Here is a 20,822-nt window from a genome sequence, read left to right on the forward strand (position 1 = left end):
TTTTCCCTTCGTGGCAGACGAATTCCATTCGACGTGTTCTATAATGCGCCCTGAGTTTTCACACCACAGGCAAAACGATCATGACGCAGGATGAACTGAAAAAAGCAGTAGGATGGGCCGCTCTCCAGTACGTACAGCCGGGTACCATTGTCGGTGTCGGTACGGGATCAACCGCGGCACACTTTATCGATGCACTTGGCACGATGAAAGGGCAGATCGAGGGCGCGGTGTCCAGCTCTGATGCTTCTACGGAAAAGCTGAAAAGCCTCGGCATTACCGTTTTCGATCTCAACGAAGTGGATCGTCTGGGGATTTACGTTGATGGCGCGGATGAGATCAACGGCCACATGCAGATGATCAAAGGCGGTGGCGCGGCGCTGACGCGCGAAAAAATCATCGCCTCCGTTGCGGACAAGTTTATCTGCATCGCGGACGCCTCCAAGCAGGTCGACATTCTGGGTAATTTCCCGCTGCCGGTCGAAGTGATCCCGATGGCGCGTAGCGCTGTTGCCCGTCAACTGGTGAAGCTGGGTGGTCGTCCGGAATATCGTCAGGGCGTAGTCACCGACAACGGTAACGTGATCCTCGACGTTCACGGTCTGGAAATTCTCGACGCGATTGCCCTGGAAAATGCCATCAACGGCATTCCTGGCGTAGTGACCGTAGGGCTATTCGCCAACCGTGGCGCGGATGTGGCGCTGATTGGCACCGCTGACGGCGTGAAAACCATCGTAAAATGATCTGACGGGGGGAGACCTCCCCCCGCTAAAAAAAATTTGAAAAGCTAAATTCGGTGACTTGTGTCACGTTTTTCCGCCTCTTTTGCCGATCCTGCCGCGTTTGTAAATTTCCATAGCATTTTCCTCTGACATTTTGCTCTGTATGACTTTTCTTCAGAGTGCCGACGCAAACGTTCATATTGCTGCAATAGTTTTTTTTGATATGTTGGCTACAGCGGATTCATATCCAGCACAACATCAGTTCAGACAAAAACAGGGTCGGGTAAATGGCAAAGGTATCACTGGAGAAAGACAAGATTAAATTCCTGCTGGTCGAGGGCGTGCATCAAAAAGCAATCGATAGCCTTCGTGCGGCAGGTTACACCAACATCGAATTTCACAAAGGCGCGCTCGATACTGAAGAGCTGAAAGCGTCCATCCGTGATGCCCACTTCATTGGCCTGCGATCCCGTACTCATCTGACTGAAGATGTTATTGCTGCGGCGGAAAAGCTGGTGGCTATCGGCTGTTTCTGCATCGGTACCAACCAGGTTGACCTGAATGCGGCCGCCAAACGCGGTATCCCCGTCTTCAATGCCCCGTTCTCCAACACCCGTTCCGTGGCGGAGCTGGTGATTGGCGAACTGCTGCTGCTGCTGCGCGGTATTCCAGAAGCTAACGCCAAGGCGCACCGTGGCGTGTGGAACAAACTGGCGTCTGGCTCCTATGAAGCGCGTGGTAAAAAGCTGGGGATTATCGGTTACGGCCACATCGGTACGCAGCTCGGTATTCTGGCGGAATCTCTGGGGATGCACGTGTTTTTCTACGATATCGAAAGCAAGCTGCCGCTGGGCAATGCGACCCAGGTTCAACACCTGTCTGACCTGCTGAACATGAGCGACGTGGTGAGCCTGCACGTGCCGGAAAATGCCTCCACCAAAAACATGATGGGCGCGGAAGAGCTGGCGCTGATGAAGCCAGGCTCACTGCTGATTAACGCCGCGCGCGGCACGGTTGTCGATATCCCGGCACTGGCGGATGCGCTAAAACGTAAGCATCTGGCGGGCGCGGCCATCGACGTGTTCCCGACGGAACCAGCCACCAACAGCGATCCGTTTACCTCTCCGCTGTGCGAGTTCGACAACGTGATCCTGACGCCGCACATCGGTGGTTCAACTCAGGAAGCGCAGGAGAATATCGGTCTGGAAGTGGCGGGCAAACTGAGCAAATACTCCGACAACGGTTCTACGCTCTCTGCGGTGAACTTCCCGGAAGTGTCTCTGCCGCTGCACGGTGGCCGTCGTCTGCTGCACATCCACGAAAACCGTCCAGGCGTGCTGACCGCCATCAACCAGATCTTTGCCGAGCAGGGCGTCAACATTGCCGCGCAGTATCTGCAGACCAATTCGCAGATGGGTTACGTGGTTATTGATATCGAAGCGGATGAAGATGTTGCCGAGAAAGCGTTGCAGAGCATGAAGGCGATTCAGGGGACTATTCGCGCGCGTCTGCTTTACTAATGTGCGGTCTGTGGTGTCGGGTGGCGCTAACGCTTACCCGACCTACAACGTCCGAGGATTTATGTAGGCCGGGTAAGGCGTAGCCGCCACCCGGCTTAATTCTACCAAAGCCACGTTTTACTGGGCGTCACCACAGCCGGCAGCGGCACATCCCACTTCTCTACCGGCAACGCCTCCACGCCCTGACAATCATGCGCGTAACCCACCGGCTGCAACCCGTACTGCTGCCAGTTTTGCAGCGTTCTGTCGTAAAAACCGCCGCCCATCCCTAAACGCTGGCCCTGTTCATCAAACGCCACCAGCGGCGTGATCAGCACGTCCAGCTCAGAGAGCGGCAGCACGTCGCGGACGTCGAGTTTCGGCTCGGTAATTTTCAGGCGGTTCACCACCAGTTCGCTGTGCGGGTGGTAGTGCAGGAACAGCAGATTGCCTTCGCTGAACGGGTGCAGCACCGGCAGATACACCTTTTTCCCGGCGCGCCAGAGCTGCTCGATGAGCGGTTGGGTATCCAGTTCTCCGTCAAATGAGAGAAACAGGGCAACAGTGTGCGCCATCACGACAGGGGGATACGCCATCATACGGGCGGCGGCCTGCTGGGCAAAATGCGCTTGCTGATCGGAGGTTAACGCACGACGGCGCTGACGAATTAACTGACGGATGTCCTGGCGTGAAGCAGAAACTTCAGGGAATTGAGTCATGGTAGTCGGTAGAAGAAAAGAGAGGGAATCTCCGAGATGCCGCCGCAGGCTGTAACCCTTGAACCCTTGGTTCAAGGTGAATGTGTCGTCATAGTTTTAAGGCTTCTCGGACGGACCGAGCATGCTCACCAACCATGGAGCGCCACATTCTTGTGGTATGAAATATCGGCTCAGGGGACTGGCCCGCTTGCGAACATCTCAGAGAAATTTTGTCTTCACAGTTACTCTACCATAGTCAACTGAGAAGTGTTATTCAAACTTTGGTCCCGGTCTTTCGGGAGTGCGACCTTGATCAAGCAATGCCTGTTCTATGGTCTGCTGGAGCATTTTAATACGTTGCTCCATGCTTGCCGCGTAGTCGCGGGTCTTCGCTTTTTCCTGAGTCAGTTCATAGCTGATGTTCAACGCGGCGATGAAAACCAGCTGCTCAGTATTTGTGACTCTAGTGCGTTCTTTTAGATCTTGCAACCGCTGATTCAAATCGTCCGCTGCCTGATTCAAAGCATCCCTTTGTTCAGGCGGACAATTCACTCGCAGTGAACGGCCAAAAATCTGGAGATCGACGGGTTGTGCAGACATGCCACCTTCCTGCTGATTGACTGCGCTGCCTTCGCTTACTGCCCCGGGGGCTGCGAAGGGGCGACACTATAGCTACCCTGATGTGAAGATACAAGCCCTTTTCTGGTATCACCAGGGTCCAAAGTGGTAGCATATCATGAAACTTCCCCCTTTGATGACGAATGCTCATGTCTATACAGAACGAAATGCCTGGTTACAAGGATTTAAACCAGTTACTGAACCAGCAGGGAATCGGTTTAACCTCTGCCGAAATGCACGGTCTGATCAGTGGCATGTTGTGTGGCGGAAACAGCGACAGCTCATGGCAGCCGCTGATCCACGACCTCACGAATGAAGGGCTGGCGTTTGGTCACGAGCTGGCGGAAGCGCTGCGTAAAATGCACGCCGCTATCAGCGATTCGCTGGAAGACGATGGCTTCCTTTTTCAGCTTTATCTGCCTGAAGGCGACGACGTCAGCGTGTTCGATCGCGCCGATGCGCTGGCGGGTTGGGTAAACCACTATCTGCTGGGTCTGGGCGTAACGCAGCCTAAACTGGATAAAGTGACCGGCGAAGCGGGTGAAGCGATCGACGACCTGCGCAACATTGCCCAGCTTGGCTACGATGAAGACGAAGACCAGGAAGAGCTGGAAATGTCTCTCGAAGAGATTATCGAGTACGTGCGTGTGGCGGCACTGCTGTGCCACGACAACTTTACGCGCTCGCAGCCGACCGCGCCGGAAGTCCGCAAGCCAACCTTACATTAATAAAAATAACGCACAGGAGGGTGTCATGGTTATCTCGAGTCAAGAGTATTCGCGCCGCCGTCAGGCGCTGCTGGCGAAAATGCAGCCGGGCAGCGCCGCGCTGATTTTTGCTGCGCCCGAAGTGACGCGCAGCGCCGACAGCGAATATCCCTATCGCCAGAGCAGCGATTTCTGGTATTTCACCGGCTTTAACGAGCCGGAAGCGGTACTGGTGCTGATTAAGAGCAATGACACCCACAACCACAGCGTGATTTTCAACCGCGTGCGCGATTTGACGGCCGAAATCTGGTTTGGCCGCCGCCTGGGCCAGGAGGCCGCACCGGCGAAGCTCGGCGTCGATCGCGCGCTGGCGTTTAGCGAAATCAATCAGCAGCTCTATCAACTGCTTAATGGCCTCGACGTGCTCTATCACGCGCAGGGCGAATATGCCTATGCCGATGAGATTGTCTTTAACGCGCTGGATAAGCTGCGCAAAGGCTCGCGGCAGAACCTGTCCGCGCCCGCGACCCTCACGGACTGGCGTCCGGTGGTGCATGAGATGCGCCTGTTCAAGTCTGAAGAAGAGCTGAACGTGATGCGTCGTGCGGGCGAAATCAGCGCCCTGGCGCACACTCGCGCCATGGAGAAGTGCCGTCCTGGTATGTTCGAATACCTGCTGGAAGGCGAAATCCTCCACGAATTTAACCGCCACGGCGCGCGTTATCCCTCCTACAACACCATTGTCGGTGGCGGGGAAAACGGCTGCATTCTGCACTACACCGAAAACGAAAGTGCGCTGCGCGACGGCGATCTGGTGCTCATCGATGCCGGTTGCGAGTATCAGGGCTACGCGGGGGACATCACCCGTACCTTCCCGGTAAACGGTAAATTCTCACCGGCACAGCGCGCGATTTACGACATCGTCCTGGAATCGCTTGAAACGGCGCTCAGGTTGTATCGCCCCGGGACCTCCATGCAGGAAGTGACCGGCGAAGTGGTGCGCATCATGATTACCGGTCTGGTCAGGCTCGGTATCCTGAAAGGCGATGTGGACACCCTGATTGCTGAAAATGCGCATCGACCGTACTTTATGCACGGCCTGAGCCACTGGCTGGGGCTGGATGTGCATGACGTTGGGGCGTATGGCACCGACCGATCGCGCGTGCTGGAGCCGGGCATGGTGTTAACCGTGGAGCCTGGTCTGTATATCGCCCCGGATGCCGACGTGCCTGAAGAGTACCGCGGGATTGGCATTCGTATTGAAGACGACATCGTTATTACAGAAACCGGTAACGAAAACCTGACCGCGGGCGTCGTGAAAAACGCTGACGATATCGAGGCGCTGATGGCAGCGGCGCGCGCATGAGCGTGATCGTCGTTGGCGGCGGCATGACCGGGGCCACGCTGGCGCTGGCCATTTCGCATTTGACGCAGGGCCAGCTTCCGGTGCATCTGGTGGAAGCCGTTGCGCCAGAGGCGTCGAACCATCCTGGTTTTGATGCCCGCGCCATTGCGCTGGCGCAGGGAACATGTCAGCAGCTTTCGCGCATTGGTATCTGGCAGGCGATAGCCGACCGTGCCACCGCGATCGATACCGTTCACGTCAGCGATCGCGGCCATGCTGGCTTTGTCACGCTGGACGCGCAGGATTACCGTATTGATGCCCTGGGGCAGGTCGTTGAGCTACACGACGTTGGATTACGCCTGTTCCGTCTGCTTAAGGACGCGCCGGGCGTCACGCTGCATTGTCCGGCACGTGTGGCCAACGTGAGCCGCAGTGAATCGTCGGTCAGCGTGACGCTGGAAAACGGCACCGTGCTTGATTGCCAGCTTCTGGTTGCCGCGGATGGTTCGCGCTCGGCGCTCGGCACCCAGTGTGGTGTGGAATGGCGTCAGCAGCCTTACGGGCAGGTGGCGGTCATTGCGAACGTCTCTACCGCAGCTGAACACAACGGCCGTGCGTTTGAGCGCTTTACGCAGCATGGCCCGCTGGCGATGCTGCCGATGTCGGATGGGCGTTGCTCCCTGGTCTGGTGCCACCCGCAGGATCGGGCTGAAGAGGTTAAGGCCTGGTCAGACGAACGTTTTTGTACCGAGCTGCAAAAAGCCTTTGGCTGGCGGCTGGGGCGTATTACCCATGCCGGAAAGCGGACGGTATACCCGCTCTCGCTGACCACATCCTCGCAGTCCATCTCCCATCGCCTGGCGCTTGTCGGTAATGCTGCGCAGACGCTGCACCCCATCGCGGGTCAGGGGTTCAACCTTGGGTTACGCGACGTGATGAGTCTGGCGGAAACGCTTTCTCAGGCGTGGGGCGAGCAAAAAGACTGTGGTGCATACCCGGTGCTCAGCCATTACCAGAAGCGCCGCCAGGCGGATAAAGAGGCGACGATTGGTGTCACCGATGGCCTGGTTCATCTGTTTGCCAATCGCTGGGCGCCGCTGGTTGCGGGCCGCAACCTCGGGCTGATGGCGATGGAATTATTCATTCCGGCACGTGACGTGCTGGCGCAGCGGACCCTCGGTTGGGTCGCGCGTTAAGGAGTTATCACCGTGCAAAATGTTGATGTCGCTATCGTTGGCGGCGGAATGGTAGGACTGGCGCTGGCCTGTGGTTTACAGGGCAGCGGCCTGCGAGTAGCGGTGCTGGAGCAAAAGCAGCCCCAGCCCGTTGCCCAGGATGCACCGCCGGAACTCCGCGTCTCGGCAATAAATGCGGCCAGCGAAAAGCTGCTGACGCACCTTGGCGTCTGGTCAGATATCGTGGCGCAGCGCGCCAGCTGCTATCACGGCATGGAAGTGTGGGATAAAGACAGCTTTGGTCATATTGTGTTTGATGATGAAAGCATGGGCTATAGCCACCTGGGCCACATCATCGAAAACGCGGTGATCCACCATGCGCTGTGGCAAAAAGCGCAGTCCTGTAGCGATGTCACTTTGATGGCACCTGCGCAAATCCAGCAGGTGGCGTGGGGCGAAAACGAGGCGTTTATCACCCTGCAAAGCGGCGACATGCTGACTGCGCGTCTGGTGGTGGGGGCTGATGGCGCGAACTCCTGGCTGCGCAACAAGGCCGATATTCCGCTGACTTACTGGGATTACCGCCATCATGCTCTGGTGGCGACGATCCGTACCGAAGAGCCGCACGAGGGCGTGGCGCGGCAGATTTTCCACAACGACGGTATTCTGGCATTCCTGCCGCTTGCCGATCCTCACCTGTGCTCGATTGTCTGGTCTCTGGTGCCGGAGAAAGCCCGGCTGATGCAGGAGGCTACACCGGACGCCTTTAACCAGGCGCTGTGCGTGGCGTTTGATAACCGCCTTGGCTTGTGCACGCTTGAAAGCGAACGGCAGGTATTCCCGTTAACCGGCCGCTATGCGCGTCAGTTCGCGGCGCACCGTCTGGCGCTGGTGGGGGATGCGGCCCATACCATTCATCCGCTGGCCGGGCAGGGCGTTAACCTTGGCTTTATGGACGCGGCGGAGCTGGTGGAAGAACTGCGTCGTCTGCATCGCGAAGGGAAGGACATCGGCCAGCATCTCTATCTGCGTCGCTACGAACGCAGCCGCAAGCACAGCGCGGCGATGATGCTGGCGGGCATGCAGGGCTTCCGCGAGCTGTTTGCCGGTGCCAATCCGGCGAAAAAACTGCTGCGCGACATCGGCCTCAAGCTTGCCGACACCCTTCCGGGTGTTAAGCCTCAGCTCCTTCGTCAGGCAATGGGTCTTAACGACCTCCCGGACTGGCTACGCTAATTTAGACCCTCGTCACACTTTATTTTCCCGGCCTCTGTGCCGGGGAAATTCCCTCGTTTGAAATAATCTAATTTCACTGCTTTTTTCGCATTAGATAATCTAATGTCGTGTTTTTCCCGTCACGGAAATTCGGCCCGTTTTTCCGCATGAAATATCACCATGTGCTAAATCCTGTTAGATCATTGTTAATTTTGTGCGGGTTTAATCGCATTTTTCCAGTGAATAACTCTGTAGGCTTTTTAGCGTTTTTTGGTCATAAGCTAATGTGATGACCCGTTTTGCCTTATGGTTAACCGCCGGTTTCGGTGGTAAGTTCAGGTTAAAGAGAACGTTTGCGTCGGTGCCTGATAACGGGGCCGATACCGGGTTTCACGGTGAATTTTTTCAACGAGGACAAGATGGCTCAACAGACTCCTTTGTACGAACAACACGTGTTATGCGGCGCCCGCATGGTGGACTTCCACGGCTGGATGATGCCGCTGCACTACGGCTCGCAGATTGATGAGCACCACGCGGTGCGCACCGATGCCGGTATGTTCGACGTGTCCCACATGACAATTGTCGATCTGCGCGGCAGCCGCACCCGGGAGTTTTTACGTTATCTGCTGGCAAACGACGTCGCCAAACTGAAGACGCCGGGTAAAGCGCTCTATACCGGCATGCTGAATGCCTCCGGCGGCGTGATTGATGACCTTATCGTCTATTACTTCACTGAAGATTTCTTCCGCCTCGTTGTAAACTCCGCCACCCGCGAAAAAGACCTCTCCTGGATCACCCAACACGCCGAACCGTATGCCATCGACATCACCGTCCGTGACGATCTGTCACTCATCGCCGTGCAGGGGCCAAACGCGCAGGCGAAAGCCGCGTCTCTGTTCAACGACGAGCAGCGTAAAGCCACAGAAGGCATGAAGCCGTTCTTCGGCGTACAGGCGGGGGAGCTGTTCATCGCCACCACCGGCTACACCGGTGAAGCGGGCTACGAAATTGCGATGCCAAACGAAAAAGCTGCTGATTTCTGGCGTGCGCTGGTAGAAGCGGGCGTGAAGCCAGCGGGCCTGGGCGCGCGCGATACGCTGCGTCTGGAGGCGGGCATGAACCTCTACGGTCAGGAGATGGATGAGGGCGTCTCTCCGCTGGCGGCCAATATGGGCTGGACTATCGCGTGGGAACCGACTAACCGTGAATTTATTGGCCGTGAAGCGCTGGAGATGCAGCGCGAGAAGGGCACTGAACAACTGGTGGGTCTGGTGATGACCGAGAAGGGCGTGCTGCGCGGTGAACTGCCTGTACGTTTTACCGATGCTGATGGCAATCCGCGTGAAGGCGTGATCACCAGCGGGTCCTTCTCTCCGACGCTGGGTTACAGTATTGCACTGGCACGCGTGCCGGCGGGCATTGGCGAAACGGCGGTGGTGCAAATCCGCAACCGCGAAATGCCGGTCAACGTGACCAAACCGATTTTTGTTCGCGCCGGTAAGCCGGTCGCCTAATCATTTTTTATCAGGAGAACTTCAATGAGCAATGTGCCAGCAGAACTGAAATACAGCAAAGAACACGAGTGGCTGCGCAAAGAGGCGGACGGCACTTACACCGTAGGGATCACCGAGCACGCGCAAGAGCTGCTGGGCGACATGGTGTTTGTTGACCTGCCTGACGTGGGCACGACCGTTAGCGCGGGCGACGACTGCGCCGTAGCGGAGTCCGTAAAAGCAGCATCCGACATCTACGCACCTGTTAGCGGTGAAATTGTCGCCGTCAACGACGCGCTGAGCGACTCCCCGGAGCTGGTCAACAGCGAGCCTTATGAAGGCGGCTGGATCTTCAAGATCAAAGCCAGCGACGAATCTCAGGTCGCCGCGCTGCTGGATGCGACCGCGTACGAAGCACTACTGGAAGACGAATAACGTTGTGCCGGATGGCGCTGCGCTTATCCGGCCTACAGGTCAACGTAGGCCCGGTAAGCGTTAGCGCCACCGGGCAACAGCGTTACAGATAACTACGATTCACTGCACGTTTCAGGAACCATCGCTCATGACACAGACTTTAAGCCAGCTTGAAAACCGTGGCGCCTTCATTGAACGTCACATTGGGCCGGATGCTCAGCAACAGCAGGAGATGCTGAAGACAGTTGGCGCGGATTCATTAAACGCACTGATCGGCCAGATTGTGCCAAAAGACATCCAGCTTGCCACGCCGCCTCAGGTGGGTGAAGCTACCACGGAATTCGCCGCGCTGGCGGAGCTGAAGGCTATCGCCAGCCTGAACAAGCGCTTTAAGTCTTACATTGGCATGGGCTATACCAACGTACAGTTGCCGCCGGTCATCCTGCGCAACATGCTGGAAAATCCGGGCTGGTATACCGCCTATACCCCGTATCAACCAGAAGTCTCCCAGGGCCGCCTGGAAGCGCTGCTGAACTTCCAGCAGGTAACGCTGGATCTGACCGGTATGGATATCGCTTCCGCGTCTTTGCTGGATGAAGCGACCGCCGCCGCTGAAGCCATGGCGATGGCTAAGCGCGTCAGCAAGCTGAAAAATGCCAACCGCTTCTTCGTCGCGGCGGACGTACATCCGCAGACGCTGGACGTGGTGCGTACCCGTGCGGAAACCTTCGGCTTTGACGTGATTGTCGACGATGCTGACAAAGTGCTGGATCACCAGGACGTCTTCGGCGTGCTGCTTCAGCAGGTAGGCACCACCGGCGAAGTTCACGACTACAGCGCGCTGATTGCCGAGCTGAAATCCCGCAAAGTGGTTGTCAGCGTCGCCGCCGATTTTATGGCGCTGGTCCTGCTAACGGCGCCGGGCAAACAGGGCGCGGATATCGTATTCGGTTCAGCGCAGCGCTTCGGCGTGCCGATGGGCTACGGTGGCCCGCACGCGGCGTTCTTCGGCGCAAAAGATGAATTCAAACGCTCCATGCCTGGCCGTATTATCGGCGTCTCAAAAGATGCTGCCGGTAACACCGCGCTGCGCATGGCGATGCAGACTCGCGAGCAGCACATCCGCCGCGAGAAAGCGAACTCCAACATCTGTACCTCTCAGGTGCTGCTGGCCAACATCGCCAGCCTGTACGCCGTGTTCCACGGCCCGGCTGGCCTGAAACGCATTGCCAGCCGCATTCACCGTCTGGCCGATATTCTGGCCTGCGGCCTGCAGCAGAAAGGCCTTAAGCTGCGCCATGCCCACTACTTCGACACGCTGTGTGTGGAAGTGGCAGACAAAGCGGCAGTGCTGGCCCGCGCAAATGCGGCAGAGATCAACCTGCGCAGCGACATCCACAACGCCGTCGGCATTACGCTGGATGAAAGCACCACTCGTGACGATATCCTGAACCTGTTCAGCGTGCTGCTGGGTGACGCGCACGGTCTGGATATTGATGCGCTCGACAAAGAGGTCGCGCTCGACAGCCGCTCCATTCAGGAAAGCATGCTGCGTAACGATGCCATCCTGACGCACCCGGTCTTTAATCGCTACCACAGCGAAACCGAGATGATGCGTTATATGCACTCTCTGGAGCGCAAGGATCTGGCGCTGAATCAGGCGATGATCCCGCTGGGCTCCTGTACCATGAAGCTGAACGCTGCGGCAGAGATGATCCCTATCACCTGGCCTGAATTCTCCGAGCTGCACCCGTTCTGCCCGCCAGAGCAGGCGGAAGGTTATCATATGATGATCAACCAGCTTTCCGACTGGCTGGTGAAGCTGACTGGCTATGACGCGCTCTGCATGCAGCCAAACTCCGGTGCGCAGGGGGAATACGCGGGCCTGCTGGCGATCCGTCATTATCACGAAAGCCGCAACGAAGGGCACCGCGATATCTGCCTGATCCCGAGCTCCGCCCACGGCACCAACCCGGCCTCTGCCCAGATGGCGGGCATGGAAGTGGTGGTCGTGGCGTGCGATAAGAATGGCAACATCGATTTGACCGACCTGCGTGCGAAAGCCGAGCAGGCGGGTGACAAGCTTTCCTGCATCATGGTGACCTATCCGTCCACCCACGGCGTATACGAAGAGACCATCCGCGAAGTGTGCGAAGTGGTGCATCAGTTCGGCGGTCAGGTCTACCTCGACGGCGCGAACATGAACGCGCAGGTGGGGATTACCTCTCCGGGCTTTATCGGTGCGGACGTGTCGCACCTGAACCTGCACAAAACCTTCTGCATTCCGCACGGCGGTGGCGGCCCGGGCATGGGGCCTATCGGCGTGAAAGCGCACCTGGCACCGTTTGTTCCAGGCCACAGCGTTGTGCAGATCGAAGGCATGCTGACCCGTCAGGGCGCGGTCTCTGCGGCACCGTTCGGCAGCGCCTCTATCCTGCCAATCAGCTGGATGTACATTCGCATGATGGGCGCGGAAGGGCTGAAGCAGGCGAGCCAGGTGGCGATCCTGAATGCCAACTACATTGCGACTCGCCTGAAGTCTGCCTTCCCGGTGCTCTATACCGGCCGCGATGGTCGCGTGGCGCACGAGTGCATTCTGGATATTCGTCCGCTTAAAGAGCAGACCGGCATTAGCGAGCTGGATATCGCCAAGCGCCTGATCGACTACGGATTCCACGCGCCAACCATGTCGTTCCCGGTAGCGGGTACGCTGATGGTGGAGCCAACGGAGTCTGAAAGCAAAGCCGAGCTGGACCGCTTTATCGACGCGATGCTGGCCATCCGCATGGAGATTGACCGAGTGCAGGACGGCGAATGGACGCTGGAAGATAACCCACTGGTTAACGCTCCGCACACCCAGCACGAAATGGTGGCAGAGTGGAACCACGGCTATTCCCGCGAGCTGGCGGTCTTCCCGGCAGGCGTGGCAAACAAATACTGGCCGACCGTGAAGCGCCTTGATGACGTATACGGCGACCGTAACCTGTTCTGCTCCTGCGTACCGATGAGCGAATACCAGTAACCGCACTTATGCAGTAACGAAGGCCGGGTAAGGCGAAGCCGCCACCCGGCTTTTTTTTATTCGGAGGTTGTGAATGGCAATTGCACTTGTGACCGGCGCCAGCCGCGGCATTGGGAAAGCCACCGCGCTGCAGCTTGCAGCAGAAGGCTACACCGTCGCGGTGAATTATCACCACAACATTAAGGCTGCGACGGACGTTATCAGGCAGATTGTCGATGCGGGCGGTAAAGCCTTCGCCGTTCGCGCAGACATTAGCGATGAAGCCCAGGTGCTGGCGATGTTTGACAGCCTCGATCGTGAACGCGAGCCGCTTACCGCGCTGGTCAATAATGCGGGGATTCTGTTTGAGCAATCGACTATCGAAAATCTATCCGCAGAGCGCATTAACCGCGTACTGGCGACCAACGTCACGGGCTATTTCCTCTGCTGTCGTGAAGCGGTAAAACGCATGTCCTTCAAACATGGCGGCAAGGGCGGGGCGATAGTGAATGTCTCGTCAGCGGCGTCCCGCCTGGGCGCACCGGGTGAATATGTGGATTATGCCGCGTCCAAGGGTGCCGTTGACTCTCTGACAACCGGTTTAGCGCTGGAGGTGGCGGCGCAGGGCATTCGCGTAAATTGCGTGCGACCGGGACTGATTTATACCGACATCCATGCCTCAGGCGGGGAACCGGGGCGCGTGGATCGCGTGAAATCGTTGCTGCCGATGCAGCGCGGCGGCCAGCCGGAAGAGGTGGCCCAGGCGATTGTCTGGCTGCTGAGCGAGAAGGCGTCGTACGTGACGGGAAGTTTTATTGAGCTAGCGGGCGGGAAGTAAACCCCTCATCCTAACCCTCTCCCAAAGGGAGAGGGGATCAATCGTAGGCCCGGTAAGCGTAGCGCCACCGGGCAAAAATTACAGCGACTCGCCGTTGCTGGCAATCACGCCTTTATACCACTCGAAGCTTTTCTTGCGGGAGCGCGACATGTCGCCTGTACCGTCGTCGTGTTTGTTCACATAGATAAAGCCGTAGCGCTTGCTGTACTGGCCGGTAGTGAACGACACACAGTCGATACAGCCCCATGGCGTATAGCCCATCAGATCCACGCCATCGTGCGTCACGGCTTTGATCATCTCTTCTACGTGGGCACGCAGGTAGTCGATACGATAGTCATCGTTGATGCTGCCGTCTTCTTCAACTTTATCGTAAGCGCCGAAACCGTTCTCCACGATAAACAGCGGCTTCTGGTAACGCTCATACAGTTCGCACAGAGAATAGCGCAGGCCTACCGGATCAATCTGCCAGCCCCAGTCGGACGCCTTCACGTGCGGGTTTGGCACGCTGCCTTCAAAGCCAGAAATCGCATCCCCGGTACCGCCTTCCGCTTTCACCGCGTTGGTCATGTAGTAGCTGAAACCCAGGTAATCGCAGGTGCCTTCACGCAGGATCTGCTCGTCGTTTGCCTCCATCTTGATGGAGAACCCGCGACGCTCCCATTCATTCAGGACGTAAGACGGGTAGTAACCACGAAGCTGGACGTCGGTAAAGACATAGCGCTCGCGCATCGATTCCTGGGCGAACATCACGTCTTCCGGTTTGCAGGAGAACGGATAGAGCGCCACCATGGCCAGCATGCAGCCGACTTTCATCTCCGGGTTAATACGGCGCGCGGCTTTCACCGCCAGGGCGCTGGCCACAAACTGGTGGTGCAGCACCTGATACATGGTTTCTTCCGGATTTTCGTGTTCGGTATAGACCACGCCGGAGCAGCAGTAGCCGAACAGCGGCGCACGCCAGTTGCGCTGGTTGTTGATTTCGTTGAAGGTCATCCAGTATTTGACCTTGTTTTTGTAGCGCTCAAAAACCACTTCCGCAAAACGCACAAAGAAATCGACCACTTTGCGGTTGGTCCAGCTACCGTACTCCTGCACCAGGTGCAGGGGCATCTCGAAGTGGGAGAGAGTGATCACCGGTTCGATGTTGTATTTCAGCAGCTCATCGAACATGTCGTCGTAGAACTTCAGCCCTTCTTCGTTTGGCTGTGTTTCGTCACCCTTCGGGAAGATGCGCGTCCAGGCAATAGAGGTGCGGAAACACTTGAAGCCCATCTCGGCAAATAGCTTGATGTCTTCTTTATAGTGGCCGTGGAAGTCGATGGCTTCATGGTTCGGGTAATATTTACCCGGCACCACATCCTGCGTGATTTCGCGCGGCACGCCGTGGGCGCCACCGGTAAGCACGTCGCAAATGCTAGGCCCTTTACCGCCTTTGTTCCAGCCGCCTTCAACCTGGTGAGCGGCAACGGCGCCACCCCATAAAAAATCTTTTGGTAAGGTCAATTTTTTCATCGCTGCTATTCTCAATAAATGGCTTATTGGCGTCGAGTCTAGCAAAGCGAAATTAAATGTCACGATATAACAATATGTGCATAATGTGATTTGTTACATCTAAAAAACAGGGTGTTTTATTCTGTGAGTTTCTTCGCCAGTTTACGCCCGAGCGATTCCAGAATATAGATGACGGGAATTTGCGTGGTAATATCGTAGACGCCCCCAATACGCGTCTGGGGCACATGCCAGGAGAGATTAAAGTCCGCCAGTTTTGCCAGGCGCGAGTGCTCGTGGCTGGTAATGGAGAGCACCTTGCAGTGATGCAGGCTGAACTGGCTGGCGAAGCGCAGGATCTCCTCGGTCTCGCCCGAAACAGAGAGCACAATCGCCAGCGCATTTTTCGCCATATCATTGGTGACCGGGAAATAAGGGTCATCAATATGGTTGCTGAATTTGCCAATATTAGAAAAGAAACGTGCGCCATATTTTGCCAGCGAGCCCGATGTTCCCGCACCGACAAATATAATTCGCTCGGAAGACAATATAATCTCCACCGCCTCATCTAATAATGTATCGAACTCTTCATTGTTAACGCTTTTAAAGAAGCTGATAATTTCACTGGCACCAAAGTTAGCCTGCTGTGGCTCATTTTGCTCTAAATAGAGCTTAAAGCGTACGCGAAACTCCGAGTAGCCTTCGCAGTTGAGCTTGCGGCAAAAGCGCAGGATAGTGGTGGTTGAGACGCCCGCCGCATCCGCCAGTTCGCGGATGGTCATGTACATCACTTTGTCACGGTTTTTAATGACATAGTTGTAGACCATCATCTCCAGGTTATTGAGGCTGGCAATGGCGGAATGGGAGAACATGCTCACAATGACTACACTCACTCATCAGACTTTTCTTCAGGGAATAATAACATGCAGCCAAACGACATCACTTTTTTTCAGCGCTTTCAGGACGACATTCTGGCCGGGCGTAAAACCATCACTATCCGGGATAAAAGTGAATCCCATTTCAAAACCGGCGACATCCTGCGGGTGGGGCGTTATGAGGATGATGGTTACTTTTGCACCATCGAAGTCACAGGGACGTCAACCGTTACGCTCGCCACATTGACGAAAAAACATGCTGAACAGGAGAATATGACCCTGGCTACACTGAAAAGCGTGATCGCAGAGATCTACCCCAACCAGAACCAGTTTTATGTGATTGATTTTAAACGTCTATAATTTAATTCGAAACGCGCGTTCGCTGAAATTAAAATGTAACTGTCTGATTGTAATTTAGAAATGTTATGTTTAACTTTATTTTAGCTAACAGGTGTTCACTGGAATCATTCTCAGTTAGCATAGTTATGCGATGAATAATCATCTTTTGTTTTCCCGGAGTTTTGTATGGTGAGTAGACCATTAATCGCACAGGGATATTCTCTGGCTGAGGAAATAGCCAACAGCATCAGCCACGGCATTGGCCTGGTGTTTGGGATTGTCGGTTTAGTGTTATTGCTGGTGCAGGCGGTTGACGCCAATGCCAGCGCGATGGCCATTACCAGCTACAGCCTGTATGGCGGGAGTATGATCCTGCTGTTCCTGGCGTCGACCCTGTATCACGCGATTCCGCATCAGCGGGCCAAGATGTGGCTCAAGAAATTTGACCACTGCGCTATCTATCTTCTTATTGCAGGCACCTACACGCCGTTTCTGCTGGTGGGGCTCAATTCGCCGCTGTCGCGTGGCCTGATGATTGTTATCTGGAGCCTGGCGCTGCTGGGGATCCTGTTTAAGCTGACCATTGCACACCGCTTTAAGGTGTTGTCGCTGGTCACCTATCTGACGATGGGCTGGCTGTCGCTGATTGTAGTGTATCAGTTGGCAATCAAACTGGCGGTAGGGGGCGTGACGCTTCTGGCCTTAGGCGGTGTAGTGTATTCGCTCGGCGTAATTTTCTACGTCTGCAAGCGTATTCCCTACAACCATGCCATCTGGCACGGCTTTGTGCTTGGGGGTAGCGTGTGCCACTTTCTGGCGATTTATTTGTATGTGGGGCAGGTGTAGTTTTTTGTCGGGTGGCGGCTTCGCCTTACCCGACCTACGGGATCTGTAGGCCCGGTAAGCGCAGCGCCACCGGGCGATACAACATCACTCTTCCAGAGAATACGGCAGCGGCTCAATACTCAGCGTATTCGCGTCGTCACGCACGCGGAACACGCTGTCGGCTTCCATGTCGTTGTTCATGACGGCCTGCACCAGAATACGTCCATCATCCAGCTTTACGGCGGCCAAAACGGTGCCGGTACGGCGCCAGTTTTCACCCATTTTCAGCTCTAAATCTTCACCTGCTTCGGGTACACGGCTGGCATGGCCCGCAAGCGTCCATAGCGCACGCTTGTTTGCTCCGCGGAATTTTGCCCGCGCGACCATCTCCTGGCCGGTATAACAGCCTTTTTTAAAGCTGATGCCGCCCAGCGCCTGCAGGTTGGTTGCCTGCGGAATAAACTGCGCGCTGTTTGCGGCGTCAATGACCGGCAAACCCGCTTCAATGTTCAGTGCCAGCCACTGCTGACTGTTGTTCAGCTGCGCTTCGCCGCGCAGCGCCTCGGTCACGCGTTCGGCAGTGGCGGTATCCGTGACTAACAGGAAACGCTCCGCCGGGTGTTCAAACCACAGGATCGAGGTCGCGCCTTCACTGACCACCTGCTTTTCTGCATCCGGCAGTTCGCTGAAGAGATTTTTCAATGCTGCACGAGCCTGGAAGCCCGCCACGCCCAGCAGGACATGTTCGTCGTCCGCGGCGATGGTGACTTTGGAAAAGACGGCGTACTTTTTCAGCTCTTTGAGCTGTGCATCACGCAGGCTGCGGCGCTCAATCAAGGCAAATCCGTCCTGACGACGGAACAGACGCAGGTTGCTCCACATCTTGCCTTTTGGATCGCAATGCGCCGCCAGCAGGTGCTGGTGTTCGGTCATCTGGCTGACGTCCGCTGTCACCTGGCCCTGCAGGTATTTTTCGGCGTCGGCACCGGTGAGCGTTGCCAGCGCCCAGTCATCAAGAGAAATAAGCGTCAGCGGCAGACGCGCAGAGGCGGCGGGCTGGCGAGGAGAAAATGGTGTAAATGCCATAACGATATCCTGAATTGCTTAACGCTTTGATAATGCCTAATGGTAAAAGAGCCTGCAGGCAATGCAAGCGCTTTCAGCAGGCCATTTGTGCCATAAACCCGTTATGCGTAGCGCCACGCAAAATAATGTAATCCGCTGTCTTTGTAGGGTTTATTCTGGAAGGCTGCTCGTTGATCGCAATATTCCAGTAAAGAAACGGTCAAAAACACGTTACACTAGCTGGTGTCCCCGTAGAGAAATTAAGAACACGGAACGGGGTGCCGACTGTGCCAAACGTAATGCAGGAAACTGAACATGGATATTAACAACAAGGCCCGTATTCACTGGGCGTGCCGTCGCGGCATGCGTGAACTTGATATTTCCATCATGCCTTTCTTCGAATATGAGTATGACAGCTTAAGCGATGAGGATAAGCGTCTGTTTGTTCGTCTGCTTGAGTCTGACGATCCGGATTTATTCAACTGGCTGATGAACCACGGCAAACCCGCCGACACCGAGTTGCAACGGATGGTGCAATTAATTCAAACACGGAATCGGGAACGTGGTCCTGTGGCAATCTGATCTTCGCGTCTCGTGGCGCTCGCAGTGGATGTCTTTATTGCTCCACGGCCTGGTCGCGGCCTTTGTGTTACTGATGCCATGGCCGCTGAGCTATACGCCTCTGTGGCTGCTGCTACTCTCGTTTGTCGTTTTTGACAGCGTACGCAGTCAGCGCCGCATCCATGCCCGTCAGGGAGAGATCAAATTACTGATGGATTCCCGCCTGCGCTGGCAGGGAAAAGAGTGGGATATTCTCGGTATGCCCTGGATGCTCAACTCCGGCATGATGTTACGGTTACGCAAGGTGGACGGCGGGCGTTGCCAGCATTTGTGGCTGGCGGCTGACAGTATGGATGCTGCCGAGTGGCGAGACCTGCGCCGGATGTTATTGCAACAGACGACGCAGGGGTAATGCGCGTTAGCTAAACTTTTCTGCCATTTCGCCCAGAATCTGCTCGCACCAGGTTTGCAGGCGCTCATCACTGAGATCGTACTGGTTGGTTTCATCCAGCGCGAGTCCAACAAACAGCTCGCCGTCGGCAATAATCGGTTTTTTACTGGTGAACTCGTAGCCTTCAGTTGGCCAGTAGCCGATGAACGACACCCCTTTCGGTGCCAGTTTGTCGTGCAGCATGCCGAGCGCATCCAGGAACCATTCCCCGTAACCCAGCTGATCCCCCATGCCGTACATGGCAATGATTTTGCCGTCGAGGTTGAGCGTATCAAGCTGGTCCCAGATTGCTTCCCAGTCTTCCTGTATCTCGCCGAAATCCCAGGTCGGGATGCCGAGGATCAACACGTCGTACTGCTCCATCTGCGTGAGCGCGTCGTCTTTCAGGTTATGCAACGTCACCAGTTCCGGGCCAATGATGTCGCGAATTTTCTCTGCCGCCATTTCGGTGTAGCAGGTGCTGGAACCATAAAACAGACCAATATTCATCGCGTATCTATCTCAATTCTTGCTTTGACTTTGCGCGTAGTGTACCAGAAACAGGTCGCAATCAGGCATAATGGCCTGACTGCTGAATCAAAGGGGCTGATGTGGAAAAGGATCTCGCACTGATCGAACAATTTCTCGATGCACTGTGGCTGGAGAAAAATCTGGCCGAGAATACGCTCAGTGCCTACCGTCGCGATCTCACCATGCTGGTGGAGTGGCTTGCGCACCGCGGGTTATCCCTTGCGAGCGCGCAAAGTGACGACCTGCAGGCGCTGCTCGGGGAACGTATCGCGGGGGGCTACAAAGCCACCAGCTCCGCGCGTTTGCTCAGCGCAATGCGTCGCCTGTTCCAGCACCTCTACCGTGAGAAAATTCGCGAAGACGATCCCAGCGCGCTGCTGGCATCCCCCAAACTCCCGCAGCGGCTGCCGAAAGATCTCAGCGAAGCACAAGTTGAGAGATTATTACAGTCACCGGCGGTTGACCTGCCGCTGGAGTTACGCGATAAAGCCATGCTTGAGCTATTGTATGCTACCGGCTTGCGCGTTTCGGAACTGGTTGGCCTGACGATGAGCGACATTAGCCTGCGTCAGGGCGTGGTGCGCGTCATCGGTAAAGGAAACAAGGAAAGACTGGTACCGCTGGGGGAAGAAGCGGTTTACTGGCTGGAAACGTATCTGGAGCATGGTCGCCCGTGGTTGCTCAATGGCGTGTCTATCGACGTTCTGTTTCCGAGCCAGCGCGCGCAGCAGATGACCCGGCAAACGTTCTGGCATCGCATTAAGCATTACGCCACACTGGCCGGTATCGACAGTGAAAAGCTGTCGCCGCACGTATTGCGTCATGCCTTCGCGACGCATCTGTTAAACCACGGCGCTGATTTACGCGTGGTGCAGATGCTGCTGGGACACAGCGATCTTTCCACGACGCAAATTTACACCCATGTCGCGACGGAACGCCTGCGGCAGCTACACCAACAGCACCACCCTCGTGCGTGAGTGCCGACG

Annotated in this window: 21 protein-coding genes and 1 other RNA gene; 15 read left to right on the top strand and 7 right to left on the bottom strand. The window is 56.1% G+C overall.

What is annotated here, in order from left to right:
• The first annotated feature begins 80 nt into the window (after positions 1-80).
• Both rpiA and serA read left to right on the top strand, forming a co-directional pair.
• Positions 81-740 (top strand): ribose-5-phosphate isomerase RpiA, encoded by a 660-nt coding sequence (gene rpiA / locus E3U32_RS10930; RefSeq protein WP_003860091.1) that lies wholly within the window; start codon positions 81-83, stop codon positions 738-740.
• A 266-nt stretch (positions 741-1,006) separates the two neighbouring features.
• Positions 1,007-2,239, top strand: coding sequence for a phosphoglycerate dehydrogenase (serA, locus tag E3U32_RS10935; protein ID WP_134348809.1), 1,233 nt, complete (start codon positions 1,007-1,009; stop codon positions 2,237-2,239).
• 101 nt (positions 2,240-2,340) lie between these two features.
• On the opposite strand, the gene E3U32_RS10940 is transcribed toward serA, so the two are convergent.
• The 3 genes from E3U32_RS10940 to zapA form a co-directional block, all read right to left on the bottom strand.
• Complete coding sequence (locus E3U32_RS10940) at positions 2,341-2,937, bottom strand: 5-formyltetrahydrofolate cyclo-ligase (protein ID WP_134348810.1); 597 nt, start codon at positions 2,935-2,937, stop codon at positions 2,341-2,343.
• A 24-nt stretch (positions 2,938-2,961) separates the two neighbouring features.
• A non-coding RNA gene (gene ssrS / locus E3U32_RS10945) (6S RNA) lies at positions 2,962-3,145 on the bottom strand.
• Positions 3,146-3,186: 41 nt separating this feature from the next.
• Positions 3,187-3,516: a cell division protein ZapA gene (gene zapA, locus E3U32_RS10950; RefSeq protein WP_014071673.1), complete on the bottom strand. Its 330-nt coding sequence runs from the start codon at positions 3,514-3,516 to the stop codon at positions 3,187-3,189.
• Between the two features lie 167 nt (positions 3,517-3,683).
• Here zapA and E3U32_RS10955 point away from each other — a divergent pair, with 167 nt between their 5' ends.
• The 8 genes from E3U32_RS10955 to E3U32_RS10990 all read left to right on the top strand — a co-directional run bounded on the left by E3U32_RS10955 (position 3,684) and on the right by E3U32_RS10990 (position 13,722).
• Positions 3,684-4,262, top strand: a complete 579-nt coding sequence (locus E3U32_RS10955; protein ID WP_072250677.1) for a YecA family protein — start codon at positions 3,684-3,686, stop codon at positions 4,260-4,262.
• Between the two features lie 31 nt (positions 4,263-4,293).
• Positions 4,294-5,607, top strand: a complete 1,314-nt coding sequence (gene pepP / locus E3U32_RS10960) for a Xaa-Pro aminopeptidase (protein ID WP_134348921.1) — start codon at positions 4,294-4,296, stop codon at positions 5,605-5,607.
• On the top strand, positions 5,604-6,782 hold the full coding sequence (ubiH, locus tag E3U32_RS10965) for a 2-octaprenyl-6-methoxyphenyl hydroxylase (RefSeq protein WP_134348811.1): 1,179 nt from the start codon (positions 5,604-5,606) through the stop codon (positions 6,780-6,782). Before pepP ends, ubiH begins: the two co-directional genes overlap by 4 nt.
• A 12-nt stretch (positions 6,783-6,794) precedes the next feature.
• The gene (gene ubiI, locus E3U32_RS10970; RefSeq protein WP_134348812.1) at positions 6,795-7,997 is read left to right on the top strand and encodes an FAD-dependent 2-octaprenylphenol hydroxylase; all 1,203 of its coding nucleotides are present in this window, start codon (positions 6,795-6,797) and stop codon (positions 7,995-7,997) included.
• A gap of 398 nt (positions 7,998-8,395) precedes the next feature.
• A complete protein-coding gene (gcvT, locus tag E3U32_RS10975; protein WP_134348813.1) occupies positions 8,396-9,490 on the top strand; it encodes a glycine cleavage system aminomethyltransferase GcvT in 1,095 nt (364 codons plus the stop codon).
• Between the two features lie 24 nt (positions 9,491-9,514).
• Positions 9,515-9,904, top strand: a complete 390-nt coding sequence (gene gcvH / locus E3U32_RS10980; protein ID WP_008499718.1) for a glycine cleavage system protein GcvH — start codon at positions 9,515-9,517, stop codon at positions 9,902-9,904.
• 127 nt (positions 9,905-10,031) lie between these two features.
• Positions 10,032-12,905: an aminomethyl-transferring glycine dehydrogenase gene (gene gcvP / locus E3U32_RS10985; protein ID WP_134348814.1), complete on the top strand. Its 2,874-nt coding sequence runs from the start codon at positions 10,032-10,034 to the stop codon at positions 12,903-12,905.
• A 73-nt stretch (positions 12,906-12,978) separates the two neighbouring features.
• Complete coding sequence (locus tag E3U32_RS10990; RefSeq protein WP_134348815.1) at positions 12,979-13,722, top strand: SDR family oxidoreductase; 744 nt, start codon at positions 12,979-12,981, stop codon at positions 13,720-13,722.
• 78 nt (positions 13,723-13,800) lie between these two features.
• Here E3U32_RS10990 and bglA read toward each other — a convergent pair whose 3' ends face one another.
• Together bglA and E3U32_RS11000 are read right to left on the bottom strand one after the other, a co-directional pair.
• On the bottom strand, positions 13,801-15,234 hold the full coding sequence (gene bglA / locus E3U32_RS10995) for a 6-phospho-beta-glucosidase BglA (RefSeq protein WP_134348816.1): 1,434 nt from the start codon (positions 15,232-15,234) through the stop codon (positions 13,801-13,803).
• Positions 15,235-15,350: 116 nt separating this feature from the next.
• Positions 15,351-16,082, bottom strand: coding sequence for a MurR/RpiR family transcriptional regulator (locus E3U32_RS11000; protein WP_047347943.1), 732 nt, complete (start codon positions 16,080-16,082; stop codon positions 15,351-15,353).
• Between the two features lie 51 nt (positions 16,083-16,133).
• On the opposite strand from E3U32_RS11000, the gene yqfB reads away from it, so the two are divergent.
• Together yqfB and trhA are read left to right on the top strand one after the other, a co-directional pair.
• Positions 16,134-16,445, top strand: a complete 312-nt coding sequence (gene yqfB / locus E3U32_RS11005; protein WP_134348817.1) for a N(4)-acetylcytidine aminohydrolase — start codon at positions 16,134-16,136, stop codon at positions 16,443-16,445.
• Between the two features lie 165 nt (positions 16,446-16,610).
• The gene (gene trhA, locus E3U32_RS11010) at positions 16,611-17,270 is read left to right on the top strand and encodes a PAQR family membrane homeostasis protein TrhA (protein WP_134348818.1); all 660 of its coding nucleotides are present in this window, start codon (positions 16,611-16,613) and stop codon (positions 17,268-17,270) included.
• Between the two features lie 84 nt (positions 17,271-17,354).
• Here the strand turns inward: trhA and ygfZ are convergent, their stop codons facing one another.
• Positions 17,355-18,335 carry a tRNA-modifying protein YgfZ gene (ygfZ, locus tag E3U32_RS11015; RefSeq protein WP_134348819.1) on the bottom strand — a complete coding sequence of 327 codons (981 nt, stop codon included), beginning with the start codon at positions 18,333-18,335 and terminating at the stop codon, positions 17,355-17,357.
• Positions 18,336-18,629: 294 nt separating this feature from the next.
• Here ygfZ and sdhE point away from each other — a divergent pair, with 294 nt between their 5' ends.
• Complete coding sequence (sdhE, locus tag E3U32_RS11020; protein WP_013098615.1) at positions 18,630-18,896, top strand: FAD assembly factor SdhE; 267 nt, start codon at positions 18,630-18,632, stop codon at positions 18,894-18,896.
• Positions 18,877-19,287 carry a protein YgfX gene (locus tag E3U32_RS11025; protein WP_134348820.1) on the top strand — a complete coding sequence of 137 codons (411 nt, stop codon included), beginning with the start codon at positions 18,877-18,879 and terminating at the stop codon, positions 19,285-19,287. Before sdhE ends, E3U32_RS11025 begins: the two co-directional genes overlap by 20 nt.
• Positions 19,288-19,293: 6 nt before the next feature.
• On the opposite strand, the gene fldB is transcribed toward E3U32_RS11025, so the two are convergent.
• On the bottom strand, positions 19,294-19,815 hold the full coding sequence (gene fldB / locus E3U32_RS11030; RefSeq protein ID WP_134348821.1) for a flavodoxin FldB: 522 nt from the start codon (positions 19,813-19,815) through the stop codon (positions 19,294-19,296).
• A 101-nt stretch (positions 19,816-19,916) separates the two neighbouring features.
• Between fldB and xerD the strand changes: the two genes are divergently transcribed.
• Complete coding sequence (gene xerD / locus E3U32_RS11035) at positions 19,917-20,813, top strand: site-specific tyrosine recombinase XerD (RefSeq protein ID WP_047347949.1); 897 nt, start codon at positions 19,917-19,919, stop codon at positions 20,811-20,813.
• Positions 20,814-20,822 lie beyond the last annotated feature (9 nt).

The organism is Lelliottia nimipressuralis, assembly GCF_004402045.1.
Lineage (GTDB): Bacteria > Pseudomonadota > Gammaproteobacteria > Enterobacterales > Enterobacteriaceae > Enterobacter > Enterobacter chinensis.